Raw genomic sequence first — 17,872 nt, forward strand, 5'->3', positions numbered from 1 at the left:
CTCATAAAGTATCCGGTTTTGTTTTTTATAAATCCGGTTGAATTACAAGAATGGGAAGAGAAAATACATCGACAGAAAAGAATTTTCCCTTGGAAAATCCAGGAAATCTTTTTTGCTTCGTGAAAGCTTTTTCAGTAGCTCATTAAACTTCAGAGGATCGTCTTTTTTTAATGATTGTATTTGCGCAAAAGCATCGAGCGATTGAACACCTTTTACAACTAATTTTTCAGACACAATTAAAAAACTCCGGCTCATTAACGTAAGACGTTGCGTACTAAAAACTCAGCGTTGATTCTTTCAGTTTCGTGTATGGTTAAACGTTCATTTACTTCTTCTCCACCTCAAAAGCCAGAAGCATATTTCCGGGTGCCTGGCCAAACATGCCGTATCCGGAATTAAAGAACAGCATACCATTATCAATCACCGGCGGGGGACCATCAATTGAACCGCCTCGCGCTTTGAAGCCATTGATCTCACCATAAGACTTATTACTATCATATTCCCAGATGATTTCCCCGGTTGAAGATTGATAAGCGCGCATTTTGCCGTCAGTAGAACCTGCAAACACGATTCCGGGAATGACCGCGGGTGCTGCAGAATTGAATGCCATGCATACTTTCGGATTTGCACAGGGGGTAGCTGTCTTCCAAACAATGGAGCCATCATCAGGTTTTAAAGCATAGATGCCTGGTGAAGCTTTTAATGACGTGTCAGACAACTCCAGTGCAACAGCATTATCAGCATTTGCAGCGTAAATTAATTTGCCATCAGTTGCCATTCCCCAATGCAAACCTCCGAGTTTACCGCCTTTGCCGACTCTTGTTTGCCAGACCGGTTTACCGTTATCGGGATCGATCCCCCAAACGATACCAGCCTTCTGACCGACCACAAGAATGTCCTTTCCTTTTGACCTTTTCATTACAATTGGCGCCATTCCAAAGTCGAAGTCAGGACTTTTTTTGTCAGGACAATTTTCAAAAAAGGGACAGGCAACATTATACATATCATTCTGTGTTGCCTGGAATGACCATTTTAGTTTGCCGGTCTTTAAATCCAGCGCCTGTATTGCGTCGCTGCCGGTAGATGCAGGTGCACTGTAATTCTGGCCCGTTCCAATGTATACGAGATTGCGTTTTTTATCGATCGTAGGACTACACCAGACAGGCGCGCCTGAAGGGCCATAGGTGGTGACGCCATTTTTTCTTTTTCCTGTCGCCTGCGCAGGAGGAACAACACGATGCTGCCACATTAATTTCCCGGTGGATACCTGTACTGCAGCAAGGCCACCTGAAGATATACAGCAGGCATAATCTCCTCGTACCGCAGATCCAACTTCCGTTGAGCTGAGCGGAACATACAAAATATCATTGTACAATGTGACTGATCCTGTTACGCTTGACATTGCATCAACTCCAGTCCTTACACTCCAGAGCTGTTTTCCCGTCCTGACGTCAACTGCATAAACCGTTGTAGTGAAATTGGCAAAATATGCAGTGATTGCAGTTCCTTTTTTAGTCACAGTAATAGCGCCACGAATTGCAGCTCCAGTGCTGAAAATCCAGCCTATTTTGCCGGTATTCCGATCAATAGCTGCAACATCTCCATATTGCGATCCTACTATCAACCAGTTGTCAACAATTGCAGGCCTGGTCCGCATAATAGTTGCTTCCGGAAATGGAATTGCCCATTTCAACTTTAATGAGCCAATATTTTCTTCGGTTATGCCGGCCTGTGAGGTGCCCGTGAATCCTGTGCCTTCAATATTGTTTCCCCATCCTGAGCGAATATTATTTACTGTTGCCGGCAATGAAAAGCTGGTAAACATTTCCTTCGGCAATTCATATGTTTTGAGTTTTACACCAGTGATCCATTCTGCTACAGCTTTTTTTTCTTCAGCACTCAACGCCGAACCCTGCGCTCTCATTTTCCCGCTTTCCAATGCGGCCACAATCGATTTAGGTGACATTTGAGAAAGTATACTCAAGCCGGGCGCTAGCACCTGGAGCGTGTCTTTATGGCAACTGGTACAAGCGTTATTGTAAATCTTCTTTCCTTTGTCAGCAGTGGTGTCACTGATTAAATATAATTGCTGATTTTGAGTTGGAGGGAACGACGATATCTTATCTTCTTTTTCCCCCGGTTGTAATGCAATTACAGCAAATATTGCAAGTGAAACAGACACGATAAATTTTCCCATAAAGCTTTTTTTGAAGGCTGATTCTGGTTACCTGTTAGATAGAATTTCCCAAAAAGGAAAAGTCTATGATGAATAGTCGCCCTGAATGGTTGTACGAGCACTAATGGAAATAATCGACAACTTTGTTCCCGAAATTGATTCTAATTCAATTCTCATCGATCGGGAGATAAAGGTCTGCTAACTTCGCGGATCATTTTTTGCTTGCAAACATTCTGTCACCCCATTGGCATTTAATGATTTCTACGCCATCAGTGATTGAATTTGCAGCGATTTTGTTTGCATCCGATTGCCTCCGCCAGCACATGAATACTAATTTTACGCCTCGGTTGTAGCAAAACGGAATCCGGCTTGTCATATCCAACGGCGGCTGCCTTCAAACTTTCAGAATCTATTCTACAGTATTTAAGCTCGTTTCATACGGCATCGATTATAAATCGTTTGCCACGGCCGGGATTTCTATCCTGGCCTTTTTATTGACCATGTGCAACTTACCAGCTTTTCGAAAGAATAATCCTGTTTAAAAAAAGATTATTCACCGGGAAAATCCAATAATCGGATTTTACTTCGTAAAAGCTCCCAGGTATCCGATACTTTAAAGTATCGGATACCTGGCGAAAATTGCTCAAGATGAAGCCATACGCTTTTGCAACTTTATGCCTGGGCCGCATGCCATCTATTAGAATTGGTTACTGCCATATAAATTCTTTCCTGGTGCTAATATAAATTCCTCGTTTTCGAAATCTTATCTATTTGTTATATTAGAATTACATTAAGGTTCCCGGCATACGTGGAATACTTTACTCTTTACTTTCACCAACTATTAATTGCTTATGACGAAGATTAATTTACTTCAGCTCATTGCTGTAATGCTACTATGCTGTTACAGCAACTCTACACTCGCCTCACCGGAAAAAAGACTTTTTGATCGCAAAGATTTTTTTCAGAACACACAACAGAATGCCAGGTTGATTACGGGCCGCGTCACTGCGGCGCCAGGCGACTCAGCATTAACGGGGGCAACAATTTCAGTAAAGGGCACAAGAACAACAACGCGAACTGATGCTGAAGGAAATTTCAGCATTGCAATCAACAGTGACAATGCTATTCTGGTAGTCAGTTTTGTCGGTTATGCCACACAGGAAGTACCAACGGCAGGCCAATCCACTATTAATATCGCACTGCAGGTTCTTACTTCTGACCTCGCTAATGTTGTGGTTGTCGGCTATGGATCTCAGAACAGAAGGGATGTTACCGGAGCTGTTAAATCAGTGAAAGCAGAATCGTTCAACAAAGGAATTATTACGTCGCCGGAACAACTCCTCCAGGGTAAGGTTTCAGGTGTAAACGTTACATCTGCCAGTGGTGAACCCGGCGTTATCACAGGCATCACTATCCGCGGACCTGGTGGTGTGCGTACAGGAAGTACACCATTGTTTGTAGTTGACGGTCTGGCACTGGATAATTCGAGTACCGGCGGAGGAAATCCTTTGAACTTTTTGAATCCGCAGGATATCGAATCCATGGATGTTTTAAAAGATGCATCAGCTACTGCTATCTACGGATCGCGCGGCGCAAATGGTGTTATATTGATTACCACCAAGCGAGGACGAGCGGGTACTTCTTCCCTTGTATTCAGCTCAAATGTTGGACTCTCAACAATAGCAAACCCTATTGAAGTTTTCGATGCTGCTAGATATCGTGCTGAAGTGAATAAGATCGGCGGCACCCTTCTTGATAAAGGAGCAAGTACCGATTGGCAGAAAGAGATCACACGAACAGCTTTCACGCAGAATCAAAACCTCAGTTTCAGCGGCGGTTCAAGAGGACTGACTTATTACGCTTCGTTTAATATGCAAAGACAGGAGGGTATTCTGAAAAACAACAATCTCAACAGGTATACCGGAAGGTTTAATGTAACACAACGATTCCTGGATGACCGCCTGGTGGTAGAAGCAAACATGAATGCTACCAATACCTATAATCAGCGCCCAAATATAGGAGCCGTGATAGGAGAAGCACTCTCGGGAAACCCCACGTATCCTGCATATGACTCTTCCGGAAAACCAGCGCAATACCAGGATATGAATAATCCTTTGGTTACAATGAATCTTGAAAAAGATCTCACCAAAATCAACAGGATTATTGGTAATATTTCTCCTTCTCTCAGGATCATCAAAGGGCTGATTTATAAATTGAATTTCGGTGTTGACGTTTCCAACGGCACCCGTGATATTCAGAGTCTTCCAAACGCGATTCCACAAAGGGATGGTCGTCTTGAGACTTATTACACATACAACAGGAATACCCTTTTCGAAAATTATCTCACCTATAATTTCGATGTTAAGGATCATGCATTCTCTGTGCTGGCTGGTTATTCCTATCAGAAGATTTTTTTGCAGGGAAGAAATTACAGCATCAACAAATTCCCGATTGGTTCGGTTGAGCCTATTTACAATCCGGGACTTGGCCAGGAATTAACGCTGGCGAACAATAAGCCCGGAGGTTACGCACTGATAAATGAGTTGCAATCATTCTTCGGAAGGATCAATTATTCCTATCAGAATAAATATTTACTGACGATCAACATGCGTGCCGATGGTTCTTCGAAATTTGGAGAGAACAATAAATATGGCTTTTTTCCTTCTTTCAGTGCAGGATGGCGTATTTCGGAAGAATCGTTTATGGAAGGATCCATTTTCAGCAATCTTAAACTGAGAGCCGGCTGGGGATTGACCGGCAATCAGGAGATTCCTTCAAAAATTACCCAACCCTTATATACTTCCACTGTTTCTGCGAGTACCAGTTATCCTCTTTCACCAAGTGGACCTTATCCTGCGGGAACAACTTTTTCGCGGTTAGCTAATCCTGATATCCAGTGGGAAGTTTCAAACCAGGTGGATGTTGGTCTTGATTTCGGATTGTTTGGTGGAAGATTAAATGGTACGATCGATTACTTCCGCAAAGTTTCCAGCAACATACTTCTGGAGGTAATTCCTGCTGATCCGATTCAACCCGCAGGTACAGTTTGGACAAATGTGAAAGATATGACCATAACCAACCAGGGCCTTGAATTTGACCTCGAATACCGTGACCAGACAGCCAGTGGATTTCAGTATGGCGTTGGTGGAAATATGACTTTTATAAAAAATATAGTTGAAAATTCTCCTTACTCCGTTATCCCTTCCGGATCTGCATCGGGTTCGGGTCTCACTTCGGCTACTATTAACGGTTACATCAATGGTGAGCCGATCGGAACTTTCTATCTGAAAGATTTCATTGGCTTTGATACAGCGGGCATGAATAAGTTCCGTGACAAGGACAACGACGGGATCATTTCCGATAAAGATCGTTTCCCCATGGGATCTGCATTGCCCAAAACGATGTATAACTTCTTTTTCAATCTCGGTTATAAAGGATTTGATCTCGCGGTCAATTTCAACGGAGTTACCGGAAATATGATCTATGATAATACCGCAAACGCGAATTTTTATAAACTGCGACTGTACAAAGGGATTAATACTACAGCTGAAGCGGTACAATATCCGGAAGAGAACGTGAACAATGCGGCCCCGGTAAGTTCAAGGTACCTGAAAGAGGGCGGATATTTCCGTCTGAATAATGCTGCTTTAGGTTATAATTTCAACACGGGGGCGTGGAAATCAAAAGGATGGTTGAAAGGGCTGAGGGTTTCCGTAACCGGTCAGAATCTTTGGCTAATTACAAAATATGATGGCTATGATCCTGAAGTAAATACTGACAGGTCGATCAATGGAATTACTTCTAACGGTATCGACTACCTGAGTTATCCGAAAGCAAGATCGTTCATTTTAGGTGTTAATGTTTCATTCTGATAAATTCTGAGTTATGCAAAAAGATTTAATCAAAATATTGACTATATTATTTCTCATTGGTTTCATTTCCTCATGTACAAAACTGGAAGAAGAAGTGTTGGATGAATCATCCATCACTGGCCAGACTGACAAACAGGTTGCAGATGGTTTGATTGCGCCGGTATATGCGCGACTTCCGGATATATTTTTACATACCAACTATTTCGCATTGCAGGAAATTTCAACAGATGAAGCCATACTGCCTTATCGCGGAGGTACAGACTGGGGTGACAATGGTATCTATCTTTCACTTCATAAACATGAAACCACGAGTACAGATCCGAACGTGCGAAACACATGGAACCTGATTACCCAGGGGATCTCAAGGGCGCTGACAGCGATCACCGCACTTCCCACGAATGCTGACCCCAATGCAAAATTGTACCTCGCTGAAGCAAGAGCAATGCGCGCATACTACAATATGCTGAGCCTGGATCTTTTCGGAATTTCTTTTATTAAAGAATCTCCCGGTGAAATTTCAAAAATCGTTCGTGGCCAGGAAGCCATTGATTATATAAAATCAGAATTGCTGGCAGCAGAACCTGTGCTGGATGCTAATGTTGGTCCGGGAAGAATTTCAAAAGCGGGAGCCTGGGGATTGCTGGCGAGGCTGCATCTCAATTCAGCAGTTTACCGTGACCGCTACGCAGCCTCTTTTTCTCATACCAATGAAGATCTTGATGCTGTGATTGATTACACCAGCAGGATTATTGGCTCGAACCTCTACGCACTTTCCGCAGATTATTTTTCCATTTTCGGGAATAATAATCATGACAATAAAGAACTGGTGTTTGCAGTAGACCAGCGTGCGGATCTGAACGGGCATAATCGTATGGCTTACTTTTCTCTTTCCGGTGACCAGTTTCCACTTCCTGAGTTTCCTGCAGCTAACGGAACCGATGGCCCTGGAATAACACCTGATTTTTATCGTTCCTGGGCAAACACCTATGCTCCTGTTGATCCTGCTGCAGCCGACCCAAGATTTTTCAAACAAAACGTTGGAATGTATTCCAATCCAAATGATACTTGTGTTGCAGCAGCAGATTTCAATATCAATCGCGGTATACTTCGTGGTCAGCAATACGGACTTATTCGTGTGAATGGAGCATTCGTAAAATGCGCAGATGGAAGATATAAAGTTGGAAAACTTTTCCATGATACAAGGTCAAGGCCGACTCTTGCTGTCGATTTCACGGAACAGATCGATTTTACTACTGCAGGTAGTAACTATCCGACAGGCTATCGTGTGGAAAAATATGAATTCAGCAGAAAGTCTGCCAGTGGAAGAAATTTTGGTGAAGCTGATATTTCTATCGTACGCCTTGCAGACGTTTACCTTATGCGCGCAGAAGCAAAATTGCGTAAAGGCGATGCATCAGGCGCTCTTGCAGATGTAAATATTGTTCGTGCTTCGCGCACAGCCTATGGCTTTTCTGCTCCCGCCCTGACAGATATGAACCTGGATATTCTTTTCCGTGAACGCGGATTTGAATTGTACTGGGAAATGGTTCGAAGGACGGACATGATCCGGTTTGAGAAATATGAAGGCACCTGGACTGAGAAGAACAACACCGATAAGAATAAACGCATCTTCCCGATACCCCAAACGGCTGTCGATGGATCGTCCAATATACCTGGGTACCTGACACAGAATCCGGGTTACTGATCAAATTGATTTTGATAAACTGCCACCAGCCTGGAGAAATCTGACTCCGCTGGTGGCAGCTTTTATTTAATGTTCCATAATACGTTGACAGGTAATGATGTTGATCCGCAGTTCATCTGCTGATATTGAAAGTACTCCCGATTTACAGCAGGCATATGCCCACCTGCTGCGGCTAATAGACTAACTTCTGCGGGCGGATTTTGTTAATTTCAATGCGTCAGACTTTGCTGAATGAAATTCTTTATTATCTTTGTTAAACAAATTTGTCAAACATAGTTGTCAAATGGCAGTAAAAGACAGTGTTACGGAAGCGCAGATCAAGGAAGCAGCGAAAAAATTGTTTTTCAGGGAAGGTCGTTTTAAAGCGACTACCCAGGAAATAGCAGACGCTGCAGGTGTGAACCGTACCCTGGTAAACTATTACTTCCGCTCCCGCGACCAGCTCTTTGACCAGGTATTAAAAGATGCACGTGACAGTGTGGATAGCCGCATGAATAAATCAATGGAAACCGCTAAATCTTTCCGGGAGAAACTGGAATTGTTTATTGATTTTTTCCTCGAGCAATCTTTCAACTATCCCTACCTGGATCTGTATATGTTGTCGAGGATCAATGATGATGTAGACAAACAGAATGAGATCATTTCCAATCTTAAGAAGACAGAAAGGCTCAAACATTTTCTCAAGGATATAGAAGATGAAATGAAGAAAGGAACTATTGAAACAATGCCGCCTGTGCAGTTTTTTTTCAACCTGATGTCATTATTAACCTACCCGATGATCATGCAGTCCTTGTTTAAAAAGATATTGAACTATAGTGATAAACAATACAGGCAGTTGATGATGGAAAGAAGGGAATTGATTTTAAAAATTTTGCTCAGAAAAGGGTGATTTTTTTTGACCCGGAATTGACAAATATGTTAAACAACATAATTAAATGACTGTGTTAATATGAGAGAACGGATAGCCGAATCAGCAGTAACCTTACAAAGGAGAATTCTCAACAATATTTAAATGAAAAGAAAAACTATCCGCTACTGAAAGTATACCCTTACGAACAGAAAAATGAGTGAGAAAAAATTAAAACAAAAGATGATGAAAAAATTATTCCTGATTATGCTTTCACTCGCTTCTTTCGCGGGTGTTTATGCTCAGGGAAAAAAACTTACGCTACCGGAAGTACTTGGCTACACACTGGAAGCGAGTCAGACTGCACGCAAAGCACGACTTGAAGTTGAAAAGGGTGAAAGTAAAATCGATGAAATAAAAGCAAGAACGATACCGCAGCTGAATGCGACCGGTTCTTTGAATTATAATCCTATTCTGCAGCTGACAGCACTTCCTGGTGAACTTGCCGGACGTCCCGGAGAAACTATGCTTGTTGCATTCGGGCAAAAATGGAATTCCGGAGCAACAGTTGCGCTTTCACAAAATATTTTTGACCAGGGCTTATTCACTGGTTTGAAAGCTGCACGTTCTACAAGAGAGTTCTACCAGATCAATGCTGAGCTAACCGAAGAACAGTTAATCGAGCAGGTGGCAAGTCTTTATTACCAGGTGATGGTGCAAAAACATCGGGTCACAGTATTCGATACCACAATCGAAAAGAACCAAAAAGTTCATAAGATCATCGAGGGACAATACCAGAATGGGCTGGCAAAACAAATCGATGTTGATCGTGTTACTGTAAATATTTCAAATCTTCAGTCTCAACGCCAGCAACTGGTCAATAATGTTGTGCAGCTGGAATACCAGCTCAAATATGCGATGGGTATGCCGATACAGGATACACTTGCTTTAGCACCCGTCGAGGCTGCAAGCATTCGTCCACAGGAATTGGTGGAAGGGGATGTACTCGATGTAAACAGCAGAACAGAATTGAAATTGTTGAAGAAGCAGGAACAATTGCTGGCTTACCAGAAAGAATCTTATAAAGCAGAATATTATCCTACGCTTTCTCTTAATGGAAACTACGGATATCAGGGTCTGGGTAATACTTTCCCGATTTCAAAGGGACAGGGTGTAAACTGGTTTGACTATGCATCGGTTGGTTTAAGTCTTAAGGTTCCCATTTTCAATGGCTTTGGAACCCGCTCACGTATCCGGCAGGCAGATGTAGAGCTGCGTAAGATGCGTGAAGATATTTCTCAGACAAATCTCTCTTTGAATCTCCAGTTTGAAAATGCTAAAACACAGTTGAAAAACAACCTTGTGATATTGCAGAATCAGCAGGAAAACGTGAAACTCTCCAAACGTGTTTTCGACAATACACGAAACAACTATAACAACGGTCTTGCATCGTTAACCGATTTGCTGGACGCAGAAAACTCATTTACTGAAGCCAATAATAATCAATCCGCTGCTTTGCTGAATTACAAACTCGCAGAGTTACAGTTGATTAAAGCAAAAGGGAATTTAAAATCATTATTAAACAGGTAATATTTATGAGAAAGAAGTCGATAATAAACACATTGGTAACCATCCTCATACTGATCGTTTCAGTTGTACTCGTCGGATGGGTTCTTGCAAACAACAAAAAGAAAAATGCAGAGAAAACAGCAATAGTTGCACAGGCTGATGGTGTTGTTGTGGTGCGGATGAGTGAGGCAAAAAAGCAGGCCATAGAGCAGGATTTTACTGCCAATGGAAATTTCATTCCTGCGCATCAGATGAATTTTTCAGCTGAAAATTCCGGTCGGGTAACGAAAGTGCTGGTTGACGAAGGCAGTCGCGTAAGTAAAGGTCAGACACTCGCCGTGATTAAAGCCGATCAGCTGAATGTTGACCTTGAAAGTGCACAGGCTGCATACCAGACTTCCCTGAGAGATAAGGAACGTTATGAAAACGCTTTTGCAACAGGAGGTGTCACACAGCAGCAGCTTGACCAGGCAAAATTGCAATTGAGTAATGCGGAAGCAAGACTCGCTCAGGCAAAGCTCAGAATAAATGATACATATGTTCGATCATCAATCAACGGTGTTGTAAATAAAAGATATATTGAACCAGGTGCAGTAGTAGCTCCCGGTACGCAGCTGTTTGAACTGGTGGATGTTTCACAACTCAAATTGCAGACAACGGTAAACGAAGGACAGGTCGCACAATTGAAAGAAGGAGATAAAGTGAATATCCGTGTAAGTGTGTTTCCGGATAAATCATTCAGTGGAAAAATCAGTTTTATCGCTCCGAAAGCCGACAATGCCTTAAACTTTCCTATCCAGATAGAGCTTGCTTCAAATCCTGATAACTCCGTTAAAGCGGGCATGTATGGAACTGCCGTGTTTGGCTTCCCTGTGCAGACACCGGTTATTCTTGTTCCCCGCTCTTCCTTTATTGGAAGTGTCAACAGCAATGAAGTTTTTGTAATTAAATCTGACAGTACTGCCGCTTTACGTAAAGTGGTTGCGGGTAGAACAATTGGTGACCAGGTGGAAGTGCTGGATGGAATTGCAGAAGGTGAGAAAATAATCACCAGTGGACAGATTAACCTGGCCGAGGGAACGAAAGTATCTGTAGTTAAATAAGGAAAGTAAAAACGAATTCATGAAACTTGCAGAAATATCAATAAAACGCCCGACGCTAGTCATCGTTTTATTTACCGTGTTGATTCTTGGAGGTATCCTGAGTTATACCTCACTGAACTATGAACTGCTGCCGAAATTTTCTTCTCCGGTAGTATCTGTTACTACAATTTATCCTGGTGCATCACCAAGTGAAGTTGAAAATACTGTTTCCAAGAAAATTGAAGACGCCGTATCGTCGATGGAGAACATCAAAAAGCTGGAGACAAGATCTTTTGAAAGTATATCCATCGTTACCATAACATTAAAAAGTGGATCGGATGTTGACTATGCATTGAATGATGCCCAGCGCAAAGTGAATGCGATACTCGGCGACTTACCCGAAGATGCTGATCCGCCATCATTGAATAAATTCTCGATTGATGACCTTCCGATCATGACGCTAGCTGCAACAGGAACTGTTGATGAAGGAGAGTTTTACGATCTCATCGACAAACGTGTTGCTCCGGTGCTTTCGCGTGTACAAGGTGTTGCGCAGGTAAACCTGATCGGTGGACAGGAAAGAGAGATACAGGTGAATATTGATGCTACACGTCTCCAGGGTTTTGGACTATCCCTGGGCCAGGTACAGAATGCAATCCTTGCATCGAACCTGGATTTCCCGACGGGTAGTGTACAGACGCGTGAGCAGGATATACTCATCCGTCTCGCAGGTAAATACAAAAATATTGATGAGCTGAGAAATCTCGTCATCTCGAATAAGCAAGGTGTACAGGTGAGGTTGAAAGATGTTGCCGATGTGCAGGATACACAAAAAGATGTTGAAAAACTTGCGAGGGTAAATGAAAAGAGTTCCATCGCATTACAGGTAATTAAACAGTCGGATGCAAATGCCGTTGCTGTAAGTAAAGAAATTACAGCAAGTGTAAAAAAATTACAAAGCGACTATGCCAATTTTGGTTTGAATGTTGAAATTGCCAATGACAGTTCCGTATATACACTACAATCTGCTGATGCGGTAATTCATGACCTGATTCTGGCAATTGTATTGGTTGCTGTCGTAATGCTGTCTTTCCTGCACAGTTTGCGTAACGCCGTTATTGTGATGGTGGCGATTCCCGCTTCTTTGATTGCAACTTTTATCGGGATGTCGCTGTTGGGGTATTCGCTTAACCTGATGTCCTTACTTGCGTTGTCTCTTGTGGTAGGTATTCTTGTTGATGATGCCATAGTAGTGTTAGAGAATATTTACCGGCACATGGAGATGGGAAAAAACAGGGTGCGTGCGGCATTTGATGGTACAAAAGAAATTGGTTTCACGGTTACATCGATCACGCTTGTTATCGTTGTGGTGTTTCTGCCGATCGCATTGAGTACAGGTCTTGCAGCCGATATCCTTAAACAGTTTTGTGTTACTGTTTCTATTGCAACACTTCTATCGCTGCTGAGTTCATTTACTATTGTACCCTGGCTTTCTTCACGTTTTGGAAAGCTTGAGAAAATCAAGGGCACATCTTTCTTTGGGAAAATAATTATTGGATTTGAAAAAGCGCTTGACAGATTTACGAACTGGATTACGGGAATTCTGAAATGGAGTCTTGCACATAAAAAAACCACACTCGTTGTGATGTTGATGTTGTTCTTCGGATCCTTTGCTTTGGTGGGTGCAGGATTTATCGGAGCTGAGTTTTTTGCAAAATCAGATCGTGGTGAATTTCTCGTGCAGATAGAAATGCCAAAAGATGCATCTATCGAGCAAACAAACGCGATGACCCGTAAAGCTGAACATTACCTGAGAACTAAACCTGAGGTAACAAAAGTGATAGCTACTGTCGGGCAGACCAGCGATGGTATGGGTGCTTCACAAAGCACGGCATATAAATCTGAAATAAATGTGCAGCTTGTTCCGAAAACAGAACGTGTTGACGCAGCAAATATCTACGCAGTAAAAACCAAAAGAGAATTGCAGCAGATACTTGTTGGTGCTAAAGTGAAAACTGTTCCGGTAAGTATCCTGGGTATTGCTGAGCAGGCGCCTCTTGCGCTGGTAGTAACAGGTCCTGAACTGGACAGTGTTACAAAATTTGCGAACGCTGCAATGGCTGAATTAAGAACAATTCCTGGTGCTACTGAAATGCGGTTGTCGGTGGAATCCGGAAATCCGGAAATCAGTGTTCAGGTGGACAGAGATAAAATGGCTTCACTTGGCCTATCACTTGCGACAGTTGGTAGCACAATGCAGACTGCATTCAGTGGTAACACCAATGGTAAATTCCGCCAGGGTGAATACGAGTACGATATCAACATCCGTTATGAAAAATTTGACCGGAAGAACATCAATGATGTAAGTAACCTGATGTTCATTAACGACCAGGGACAACAGGTAAAACTTTCGCAGTTTGCTTCTATCAAAGAAGCGAGCGGACCCAGCCAGCTGGATCGCAGGGATAAAAGTACCTCAGTAACAATTCAGGCACAGTCTGTAGGTAGACCTTCAGGTACAATTGCAGCAGAATGGCAGAAGAAGTTTGAATTGTTACCAAAACCACAGGGTGTAAGCTATGTATGGAGTGGCGATATGGAAAACCAGAGTGAAGGTTTCGGATCGATGGGTATTGCCTTGCTCGCAGCTATCGTGCTCGTATACCTGATCATGGTAGCGTTGTACAACAGTTTTGTTTATCCGTTCGTGGTATTGTTTTCGATCCCGCTCGCGATTATCGGCGCATTCCTGGCACTTGCATTGACCAATAACTCGCTGAACTTATTCACAATACTGGGTTTGATCATGCTGATTGGACTGGTTGCAAAAAATGCGATTATCCTGGTTGATTTTACTAACCAGCGAAAAGCGGAAGGCGCCAGCACGTACCAGGCATTGATCGATGCCAATCACGCCCGTTTGCGTCCGATCCTTATGACGACCATAGCCATGGTGATCGGTATGTTGCCGATCGCCATCGCGAAGGGCGCAGGTGCCGAATGGAAAAACGGGCTCGCGTGGGTAATTATCGGTGGTCTGATCAGTTCGTTGTTTCTTACCCTGGTAGTTGTTCCGGTAATGTATTCGGTCTTTGACAAGATTGTTGTTCGTCTGAACAGAAAGAAGAAAACGAAATCAGTGGAAGACCAGATGACGGAAGCCTACATTCCGTTGTCGCCTGGTCATGAATTTAATCCTTCGCACATTTAAAATGAATGGTAAATATTTTAAAGGGTAGAGGCTGGTTAGCAAAGGCCCCGTCGAAAGGCGGGGTCTTTATTTTTTTCTAAAGGACAAACAATATGCAGAGCAGATTTATGCCGCCATTTTTCTGCACTCCGCAGCGCATCTTTTACATGCTTCGGCGCACTCTCTGCAATGCTTATGCTCATGTTGTCCGCATTCTGCTCCACATGCATCACAAATATCCGCACAGATCAAGCAAATTTTTGCCGCCTGGGAACTACCGAGACTCATCAGTTGTGCAGCAGAATAGCAAACCGCAGCACATTCCATATCCAGCTGGATACATTTGGCCATCATATGGATATGTTCTTCCTGTGTGCATGAACTAGCACAATGATTACAAATGGCGGCACAATTGAGACAAGCTTCAATACAAGATTTATGGGTATGATAATCATTCATATGGAAGTTTTTTAATGGTGTCACCAAAATCCTGCCAGCGGGTTCTCCTGGAAAGAATGGTTCGGATCACCTAGATGGCATATGGCGGCCGGCCATTAATTGTAAATCCGGTCGTGAAAGAGGAAGTTTATTGATTACAGGAGGTAATGCTGCTTCGGGAATTTCAAAAACGATTTGACCGATATTGGTATGGCTCGGCCTGCTCAAACTATTTTTGCAGGTACAGGAACTTTCAAAAGCCCCTGAACAAAATGACCTCGGATTTAAACTTTAATGAGCCAATAACAATAGCTGTTTAATCGTTTAAGCAAAATCGGTTACTTTTGCTTTATTAAAGTGTTTTAGGTATTTCAAAGGAATCTTTTTCCACCTGTTTAAAAACAGATGTACTCCGACGATCAGCTCACGCCATTTGCAAATTCATTGACTCACAGATGATTGCCGCACCATTTATTGGTAAGCAAATGAACTTATTATGAAAAGTGCTATTGGTTTTTACAGAAAGATCTATTTAAGGACTAATATCAAACCGGGGTTAATCACACTGGCTCTTGGCGGGTTGACTATAGGGATGACTGAGTTTATGATGATGGGCTTGTTACCGGATATTTCTAAGACGTTGGATATAAGTATTCCGACAGCGGGACACCTCATTTCGATATATGCCCTCGGAGTTGTTGTTGGGGCGCCATTGATGACGTTCTTATCCGCCGCATATCAGCCAAGAAAAGTACTGATGATGCTGATGCTGATGTTCACCTTGTTCAACACCCTGTTTGCACTTGCTCCAGGCTTTGAAACCCTGCTGATCGCGAGGTTTTTTGCAGGGTTGCCGCACGGTGCGTTCTTTGGAATTGGCGCGGTTGTAGCGAGTAAGCTGGCAGAACCCGGTCGTGAAGCGCGTTCCATTGCCGTAATGTTTTCAGGTTTGACACTGGCCAATATTATTGGTGTGCCTCTGGGAACTTACCTGGGGCATAATTATAGCTGGCGCTTTTCATTTTTCCTGATCGCACTGGTTGCCTTTCTTGCAGCAGCGAGTATCCGCTACTGGATGCCCGACACCAATACTCAGGGCCGTGATCAGTTTAAAGCCGGCTTTTCCGTTTTTAAGAAAACCAATTTCTGGTTGATATTACTAATTACTGCTATCGGTACCGGCGGATTATTCGCCTGGATCAGCTATATCGCTCCTCTTATGACGGAAGTCGCCGGCTTTAACGCCAACTCAGTTTCCATGATCATGATTATTGCAGGCGTGGGAATGGCAGTAGGAAATTTCCTGGGTGGAATGCTGGCTGATCGTTTTTCACCAACAAAAGCAGTCGCTGCTTTACTGGTTACGATGACGATAACGCTGATACTTGTAGCCCTGTTTTCTCATTACAAGCCTATTGCACTTGTGCTGACTTTTGTCACCGGTGCTGTAGCCTTCGCCATAGCCCCTTCGATCCAGATGCTGATGATTAATACAGCAAAAGGCGCCGAAATGCTGGCTTCTTCGATGATCCAGGCAAGTTTCAATGTTGGCAATACGCTAGGTGCTTTTCTCGGAGGGCTACCGATTGCAGCTGGTTTTGGCTACCGTTCTCCCGAGTATGTTGGAGCGCTGATGGCATTTGGTGGTTTTGTGATCTGTTCAATTTTGATGCGAAGGCTGAGGGCCAGAACTCCATAATAAAACCCGGGAGGTCTTAAACCTGGGAGGTCTTAGACCTCCCAGGTAGTATAGTCCGGGTTGCATTCTGGCTGTCAGGCAGAAGGCCTTTTGTTGAATTCTCTGATAATCTGATTCTGATTTTTTTCCTGTTTTTGAATTAGTATTAGCAGGAAAGCCTTATTTTTGCCACCCCAAAAACAGATTCCTCAGTAGCTCAGCTGGTTAGAGCATCTGACTGTTAATCAGAGGGTCACTGGTTCAAGTCCAGTCTGAGGAGCGTTGCTAGTCAAGGGTTTCATTAACTGGAACCCTTTTTTATTTCTCCTACCACGACACATTGACGACACAATTGAGTAATTAAAACTAATAATGATAGTAAGTACTTAATGAACTCGAAAGCTCTCTTTTCGTAAACAAAGGGCCTGTTTTGAAGGATGATTTGCTATGCGAGCCGGTAATGTTATTTTAGTTCCATTAAATGACTGGTAGTAAGGATCTAAAACCAAAGGACTTACGTTAATTACATATTCCTCATCTATATACAATAACCCATTATCATAAAGCCTGTGAATATCCACTCTCAATAAAATTCCATTTCTTATATGATTAGAATTTTTGTTGATATACGGCTGAATATGGGCCGCTTCTAATAATTCTGGCAAACATGGCCCAGAAACACAACATTGATTATTATAAGCACCCAGAATTCTGCCTTTAAACATTCCTTGACCCACCCTAACCGTCGCTAGCCTACGATGCCGCGGTAAATCATCATCTATCAACACGAATTCATTTGCATTCAAATTTTCAAAAATCTGAGGTTCTGCTTGCTGGAAATACTTCATTTTAACGACCTGAGAGGGAAAAGAAATTCCAAGATCATTAGGAGACATAAAATATTCCTCATCCCAGTATTCACAGTTTTTGAGGACAATGCATCCAATTCGATGTGTATTTACTGAAAAGTCATCATTATTGATAACCTTACTATTTCTTTGGAGATAATTAATAATGCTTTCAAACATGAGTTCTTGTGAGGCTCTTCCATTTCGTAGACCGAACTCATTCCAAGCCTCAGTGGCTGAGATGTTCTTATAAAGTACAAACTCCCCGAAACCACCTAGTTTACGATAAGGAGATTTTAGTAAAAAATACAATTTGTCTCCGATACTCAATTTGCTAACATTCCAAGGTGTAGGTGTCCAAAAATTTACAAAGGAATTGAAACCGTTGTCTTTTAGATAATTAAACCAATTTAAATCAGTGGGCGATACTGCAAACATGATAATTACAATATTTTGATGGAAACAAA

Annotated in this window: 10 protein-coding genes and 1 tRNA gene; 8 read left to right on the top strand and 3 right to left on the bottom strand. The window is 42.6% G+C overall.

The window, feature by feature from the left end; all coding sequences use genetic code 11:
- Window positions 1-325: 325 nt before the first annotated feature.
- The gene (locus P2W82_RS05805) at window positions 326-2,197 is read right to left on the bottom strand and encodes an outer membrane protein assembly factor BamB family protein (protein ID WP_336514906.1); all 1,872 of its coding nucleotides are present in this window, start codon (window positions 2,195-2,197) and stop codon (window positions 326-328) included.
- An 830-nt stretch (window positions 2,198-3,027) separates the two neighbouring features.
- Here P2W82_RS05805 and P2W82_RS05810 point away from each other — a divergent pair.
- The 6 genes from P2W82_RS05810 to P2W82_RS05835 all read left to right on the top strand — a co-directional run bounded on the left by P2W82_RS05810 (window position 3,028) and on the right by P2W82_RS05835 (window position 14,462).
- Window positions 3,028-6,048, top strand: coding sequence for a SusC/RagA family TonB-linked outer membrane protein (locus P2W82_RS05810; RefSeq protein ID WP_336514907.1), 3,021 nt, complete (start codon window positions 3,028-3,030; stop codon window positions 6,046-6,048).
- A gap of 13 nt (window positions 6,049-6,061) precedes the next feature.
- Entirely contained in the window at window positions 6,062-7,753 is a 1,692-nt protein-coding gene (locus tag P2W82_RS05815; protein ID WP_336514908.1) for a RagB/SusD family nutrient uptake outer membrane protein, read from the top strand.
- Window positions 7,754-8,036: 283 nt separating this feature from the next.
- Window positions 8,037-8,642 carry a TetR/AcrR family transcriptional regulator gene (locus P2W82_RS05820; protein WP_336514909.1) on the top strand — a complete coding sequence of 202 codons (606 nt, stop codon included), beginning with the start codon at window positions 8,037-8,039 and terminating at the stop codon, window positions 8,640-8,642.
- 204 nt (window positions 8,643-8,846) lie between these two features.
- Complete coding sequence (locus tag P2W82_RS05825) at window positions 8,847-10,190, top strand: TolC family protein (RefSeq protein WP_336514910.1); 1,344 nt, start codon at window positions 8,847-8,849, stop codon at window positions 10,188-10,190.
- Between the two features lie 5 nt (window positions 10,191-10,195).
- On the top strand, window positions 10,196-11,272 hold the full coding sequence (locus P2W82_RS05830) for an efflux RND transporter periplasmic adaptor subunit (protein WP_336514911.1): 1,077 nt from the start codon (window positions 10,196-10,198) through the stop codon (window positions 11,270-11,272).
- A gap of 19 nt (window positions 11,273-11,291) precedes the next feature.
- On the top strand, window positions 11,292-14,462 hold the full coding sequence (locus P2W82_RS05835; RefSeq protein ID WP_336514912.1) for an efflux RND transporter permease subunit: 3,171 nt from the start codon (window positions 11,292-11,294) through the stop codon (window positions 14,460-14,462).
- A gap of 105 nt (window positions 14,463-14,567) precedes the next feature.
- On the opposite strand, the gene P2W82_RS24780 is transcribed toward P2W82_RS05835, so the two are convergent.
- Window positions 14,568-14,900, bottom strand: coding sequence for a four-helix bundle copper-binding protein (locus P2W82_RS24780; protein WP_419555700.1), 333 nt, complete (start codon window positions 14,898-14,900; stop codon window positions 14,568-14,570).
- A gap of 475 nt (window positions 14,901-15,375) precedes the next feature.
- Here P2W82_RS24780 and P2W82_RS05840 point away from each other — a divergent pair, with 475 nt between their 5' ends.
- Both P2W82_RS05840 and P2W82_RS05845 read left to right on the top strand, forming a co-directional pair.
- A complete protein-coding gene (locus P2W82_RS05840; protein WP_336514913.1) occupies window positions 15,376-16,578 on the top strand; it encodes an MFS transporter in 1,203 nt (400 codons plus the stop codon).
- A gap of 185 nt (window positions 16,579-16,763) precedes the next feature.
- Window positions 16,764-16,837 (top strand) — tRNA-Asn (locus P2W82_RS05845).
- A 106-nt stretch (window positions 16,838-16,943) separates the two neighbouring features.
- On the opposite strand, the gene P2W82_RS05850 is transcribed toward P2W82_RS05845, so the two are convergent.
- On the bottom strand, window positions 16,944-17,843 hold the full coding sequence (locus P2W82_RS05850; RefSeq protein ID WP_336514914.1) for an HNH endonuclease: 900 nt from the start codon (window positions 17,841-17,843) through the stop codon (window positions 16,944-16,946).
- Window positions 17,844-17,872 lie beyond the last annotated feature (29 nt).

It is taken from the genome of Pollutibacter soli (genome assembly GCA_029269725.1).
Classification (GTDB): Bacteria; Bacteroidota; Bacteroidia; order Chitinophagales; family Chitinophagaceae; genus Pollutibacter; species Pollutibacter soli.